The organism is Sporichthya polymorpha DSM 43042, from assembly GCF_000384115.1.
Lineage (GTDB): Bacteria > Actinomycetota > Actinomycetes > Sporichthyales > Sporichthyaceae > Sporichthya > Sporichthya polymorpha.
The window spans coordinates 233,696-239,384 of sequence record NZ_KB913029.1; the positions used below are offsets into that span (position 1 = coordinate 233,696).

2 protein-coding genes and 3 pseudogenes are annotated in these 5,689 nt (G+C 68.0%); 1 reads left to right on the forward strand and 4 read right to left on the reverse strand.

The genetic code is table 11. The features are described from left to right. Positions 1-66 precede the first annotated feature (66 nt). A complete protein-coding gene (locus SPOPO_RS26835; RefSeq protein ID WP_019872964.1) occupies positions 67-747 on the forward strand; it encodes a tyrosine-type recombinase/integrase in 681 nt (226 codons plus the stop codon). A 301-nt stretch (positions 748-1,048) separates the two neighbouring features. Here the strand turns inward: SPOPO_RS26835 and SPOPO_RS26840 are convergent. The 4 genes and pseudogenes from SPOPO_RS26840 to SPOPO_RS26860 all read right to left on the reverse strand — a co-directional run. Continuing rightward, positions 1,049-1,288: pseudogene (locus SPOPO_RS26840) on the reverse strand (transposase); the annotation flags it as partial. 122 nt (positions 1,289-1,410) lie between these two features. Beyond that, positions 1,411-2,837: pseudogene (gene ltrA / locus SPOPO_RS31855) on the reverse strand (group II intron reverse transcriptase/maturase). Positions 2,838-3,408: 571 nt separating this feature from the next. Continuing rightward, a pseudogene (locus SPOPO_RS32150) lies at positions 3,409-4,351 on the reverse strand (IS256 family transposase); the annotation flags it as partial. Between the two features lie 270 nt (positions 4,352-4,621). Continuing rightward, a partial coding sequence (locus tag SPOPO_RS26860) for an MFS transporter (protein ID WP_019872967.1) occupies positions 4,622-5,689 on the reverse strand: 1,068 nt, incomplete at its 5' end.

Here is a 5,689-nt window from a genome sequence, read left to right on the forward strand (position 1 = left end):
CGACGGCCTCGACAACGCCCGCCTGGCCCGCCTGGCATACCGTCAGAACCAGCAAGGACCGAAACGATGACCGCGCACCGGGCCTGGTTGGGCATTTATTCGCCGACCTGCCTCATTAACTCAGAAGCACCACCCCCCGAGGAGTTCGAGCGCCTGCTTTCAACGGTCCCCGAGCGGTGGCAACCGCTCGTCCTCACCGCCATCGAGAGTGGCCTGCGTTGGGGCGAACTCGTTGCCCTGCGCCCCCGGCATCTGGACTTCTTGCGCAAGACCCTGACCGTGGAGGAGACGATCGTGGAGGTGTCCAAGAAGACCTCCCCCACCGGCCAGCGCATGATCGTCAAGCCGTATCCGAAGGACGACGAGCCCCGGACGATCCGCGTCAGCCAGGATCTCCTCGACGTCCTCGCCGCCCGCATCAAGAAACTCGGCATCGACCGCGACGACTTGCTGTTCCCCTCGACGGAAACCGCAGGCGGCAATCCCATCTCACGCAACACCTTCCGAACCCGGGTCTGGCTACCAGCGCTGGAGGAATCCCAGCTCGGGCGCCACGTTCGTATGCACGACCTGCGACACGCTCACGCGTCGTGGATGCTTGCCGGCGGTGCGGACCTCAAGACAGTCATGGAGCGGATGGGCCACAGCCAGATCCAGACCACCCAGAAGTACCTGCACACCCTCCCCGAGGCCGACGACCGCGCGCTGAAAGCGTTTCAACGCACCCGTCGCCGGGGCCAGTGGTAAGCGTTCGAAGTGCCGAGAATCCCGACACGCAGCGAGGTTTAAGCTGCCCCAGATGGGTCCGCACAAGTCCGCGGGCGGCAGTTTCACGCTCAATCGCGGGCTTGCGGATTGCCGCGGACGCGAGCATAGTTCGACGAACTGCAACCCTAACTGCAACCCTCGGCGCTGGCGGGTGGCCAACTTGAGGCGCCCAGCGACTCCAACAGTCTCGCCCGCTCGAAGGTCGACCCAGCCCGCTGTCAACGGCGGTCAAGCCCCGGGACGTGGTGTGTCACGGTTGCCGCGTGGTCCTTCGGTTCGGTCAGGCGCTGAGCGCCTGCAGGGGTTCGGCGGTGGGCACCTCCTCCGCGTCAGTGGGGGCGTCGGTGATGAGGGTGACGCGGGCTCGGGCGAGGGCGTCCAGGCCGAGGTAGCGGCGGCCTTCCGCCCATTCGTCGTGCTGCTCGGTCAGGACAGCGCCGATCAGGCTGATGATGGCGTCACGGTCGGGAAAGATCCCCACGACATCGGTGCGGCGACGGATCTCGCGGTTGAGCCGCTCCTGGTGAGGTCGACCCGGGGCGCGGTGCCGGCCTTGCGGCCGGTCCGTTTCCCCGGGCCGCCTCCCGAACCGGACGTGCGCGTTCCCACGCATCCGGCTCTCCACGAGCCCGAGTCGGTGGGTCAGGCAGCGGATGCCGTCCAGGGCGTGACGATGCTGGCGCGGTAGCGGTAACGGCTGACCGTCACCTTCCCGATGTCGAACAGCGTCGTCCCGGCCTGGCTCGGCCACCACCCGGGGAGGTAGCGGCGGCGCAGCCACTTCCAACTTGCGTGGGGGTGTTTGCGGCGCAGCCAGCAGATCACTCGGCGCCAGGTGAACGGCGCAGGTAATCGAAGGTGGCCTTGGACACCCCGTGTCGGAAGTAGTTCGCCCACCCCCGCAGGATCGGCGCGAGCCGATCGAGCAGGAGCACGAGTGGCCCGTTGAGTCCCTGCCGGGTCACCATGCGCACCTTCGCCTTGACCGACGCGAGCGCGGCCTTGCTGGGGAAGGTGTAGACGCATAGCTTCCCGCTCCCTCGTTTGGGTTGACGCTGGATGCGGAACCCGAGGAAGTCGAAACCTTGGTCGATGTGGCAGATCCTCGTCTTCTCCTCCGACAGGCGCAGGCCCATCGGCGCGAGCACAGCTGCGGCCTCATCGCGCAGGGCCTTGGCGTGGTGCTTCTCGCCGTGCACGAGGACGACGAAGTCGTCCGCGTAGCGGACGAGCCGATAGGTCGGCTCGCCTCGACGGCGACGCCGGTGCCGGGCACTGGAGTCACCCATCGCCGCCCACGCGGCGCTGAAGTGCTCATCCAGTACCGACAACGCGATGTTGGCCAGCAGCGGTGAGAGGATCCCGCCTTGCGGCGTGCCCGCCTCGGTGTCCTGCACCTGACCGAACTCGTTGAGGATCCCGGCCTTGCAGAACGCCTTCACCAACGACAGGACGCGTTTGTCTCCGACCCGTCGCCGCACCCGGCCCAGCAGGGCGGTGTGGTCGATGGTGTCGAAGCAAGCCGAGATGTCCGCATCGACCACCCACGCATAGTTGCGCGGCGGGGAGGTCAGCAGGTGAATCTCGGCGATTGCGTCCTGCGCGCGGCGCTTCGGGCGGAAGCCGTAGGAACACGGCTTGAAATCCGCCTCGAAGATCGGCTCGAGGACAAGCTTGAGGGCGGCTTGCACCACCCTGTCGGTGACGGTAGGGATGCCGAGGCGACGCAACTTGCCGCTCGACTTGGGGATCATCCGTTCCCGCACCCGAACCGGCGCGAACGTGCCCGACCGCAACCGGTCACGCACGTCGGTCAGAAAGTTCTCCACCCCACGCACGTCCTCGATGTAGTGGGCGGTGGAACCGTCCACTCCGGCCGTGCGCGCGCCCCGGTTGGACCGCACCCGCTCCCACGCAACCAGCAACGTCGCGGGATCGGTCACCAGGTTGAACAGGTCGTCGAACCGGCGAGCAGGATCCTCACCAGCCCACTGATGCAGCTTCGTCTGGATTCCCAGTACCCGTGCCCGAGGCCCAGTGGGCATCGGGAGCAGCGCGTCGGTGTTCACCGACGACCTCCTGGCCTTCCAGTCCTTCCACTGCGGACTCGCTGCCGCCCTTGGCCATGTGACCGGCTTTCCCGGCCTCGGACTACTACGGCGGCTCCGCCCCATCTCGCGACACTTAGCCGAGCGTGTGCCTGCCCGGGCCCGGCCTGGCTGGCCGGTGCGGCGGGCGGCCGCGCGATGGTTCCCACGTTCACCACAGACCGTTTGACGGGATAGGCGCCCAGCTCTTCCCCGGCGGCCTCGCCACGACTACCCCGCAGCACTTCATCGTGGCCTTCGACCCGGCCAACCCTAGACCGAGCCGAAGTCGCCGCGGGATGCCAACTTCGGCATCGCCGCGACGTGCACCGCTGACCGGCCCAGATCCGTCAGGTTCGAGCCGACGTTCCACTTTCGGGGGTTCCACCACTGGTTCGTGCACTCCTACGCCTCTCCGTCTTGCTTGCCGGGCCCGGGCCGTCTGACAGTGCCGACCCGTCCCGTCGTTGTCGGGGCTGCTCCCACCCCCACCCGCACCTCCGGGCTCGGGCTGCCCCCAGCTTCGTCAGGCTGCTGCGACAGCCCAACGGGGAAGGCCTTCCACCTCCCCACGGTCACGCAGCGCCTCGTGGCGCACCGGATTGTTGGACCAGATTTGCCGCCACAGGTCCCCCGGGAACGCGGTGAAGGCGAGCACGTCCGGGCGGGCTGCCTCCAGGTGCTCGGCGACCTTGGGCAGTTTCTCGGCCAGCGCCTCGATGACGCGGTCGAACTGGGCGTGCACTGACGGTGCGTCAGGTTGGTCGTAGATGGAGTGCAGCATCGCCTTCACCCACGGCCAGGACGCTTTCGGGGTCGCCGACATCAGGTTCGCCGCGTAATGGGTGCGGCAGCGCTGCCAGGCCGCCCCGGGCAGGGTGGCCCCGATCGCCGCCACCAGTCCCGCGTGGGCGTCGGAGGTGACCAGGCGGACCCCGGTCAGACCCCGGGCGGCAGGTCCCGGAAGAACGCCAGCCACGCCGCGCCGTCCTCGGCCAGGACACCTGGACCCCGAGGATCTCCCGGTGCCCGTCGGCGTTCACACCAGTGGCGATCAGGGCATGCACCCCGACCACCCGCCCACCCTCGCGGACCTTGAGCACGAGGGCGTCGGCGGCGAGGAAGGTGTAGGGCCCGGCATCGAGCGGCCGGGACCGGAACGCCTCCATCGCGGCATCGAGGTCGGCAGCCATCCGCGAGACCTGCGACTTGCTCAGGCTCGTGATGCGGAGGGAATCCACCAGCATGTCCAGCCGCCGGGTCGAGGCCCGAGCGGGTAGCAGGTCGCCACCGCCGAAGTCAGCGCCGCCTCCGCGCGCTTGCGCCGCGTGAGCAGCCAATCCGGGAAGTAGCTGCCCGAGCGCAGCTTGGGGGTCGCGACCTCCAGCGTGCCGGCGCGGGTGTCGAACCCGCCGCCGGTAGCCATTGCGGGTGTTCACCCGCTCCTCGCTGCGCTCGCCGTAGCCAGCGTCGCAGACCGCGTCGGCCTCGGTGGCTCTGCCAGCCTGATCTGGCCCCACCGTTCCGGAACGGTGGGCCAAGTCGAGTTGACACAGCCAGCCAGGTTATCCCAGAAGCCGGTTGGCGCCTCAGGACGCGCTGCCTTACCCACCAGACAACCGGGCCCCACCCGTGTTACGCCGCCCTCCACGTAAAACCATCGTCGAGTCGCGGCGCCGTTGCCCAAGAAGCTGCAGGCTCAGCCTGGGCTACTCGGGGCAAGCTGTCGCGGTGTCGAAGGACGAACCGCCACCGAATTCAGTAATTCAGTCCGAGCTAGCGCCGACAGAGTCAGCCTGCGCCCGCCCTTCGCAGCGCCGTCGTCTGAACGGCAGCCATCGGGCCGTGGTGTCCGACCGACCCGAAGACCTCGACTGGGCCATTCCGAACGGCCCGCGCGGCCGGATTTGGCCGTTCGTCGACTGCGGTTCCGAGGCGGTGCTAGGAAGGACGTCCGCATCCGCCCGGCGATGCTCGCGGGCCGGCGCGAACGCAATCACCGCAAGTGCACTGACGATCGCGAAGACCGCGCAGGCCAGGTAAGCAGAGTGCATGCCCTCGAGAAAAGCTGCTCGAGCTTCGTGCACCGCGGCTTGGCCGTTCGGGCCGAGCAGGCGCCCGACTTCCATGGCGCCGGCGAGGGACGCGTTGGCCTGGTCGCGAGCGGGTTCAGGCAACGCGTTGATTGCGGTGCCGACATTGCCCGAGTACCCAGTAGCGAGGAGGGTGCCCGCCACCGCCAAGCCGAACGCCGCGCCAACCTCACGGGCGGCGTCGTTGACGGCGCTCGCCACACCCTTCTTCGAGGCGGGCACGCTGTGGAGAATCGCGACGGTCGCCGGCGTGACACACAGGCCGAGGCTGACCCCGATAAGCAGGACGGCGAGCAGAAACGTTCCGGAGCCGCTGTCTCCGGTCTTCGCGAGAACAAGAAAGGCCGCAGCAAGAGCTCCGAAGCCTGCGGTGGTGACCGCGCGCAGACCTGCCCAGGAAACCAGGTACGGCGCAGCGAGAGACAGAGGGATGAGTGTGATCGCCATGGGAATCACCGCCAAACCCGCGCTCAGAGCGCTACGGCCTTGGATGAGCTGCAGGTACTGCATGCCAACCAGGAAAAAGGCGAACATGCCTGCGAACAGCCCGGCGAGCGTGATCGTACCCAGCGAGACCGGCCGGGATCGGAAGACTCGGACATCGAGGAGAGGGTTCGCCAACCGGAGCTCAACGCGCGTAAACACCACACCCAGCAGGGAGCCGCAAATTACGCACGTCCACACGCCGGGCGACGCCCAACCCGCGTGAGGGGCCAGGTTGATGCCGAAGACGATGAGTCC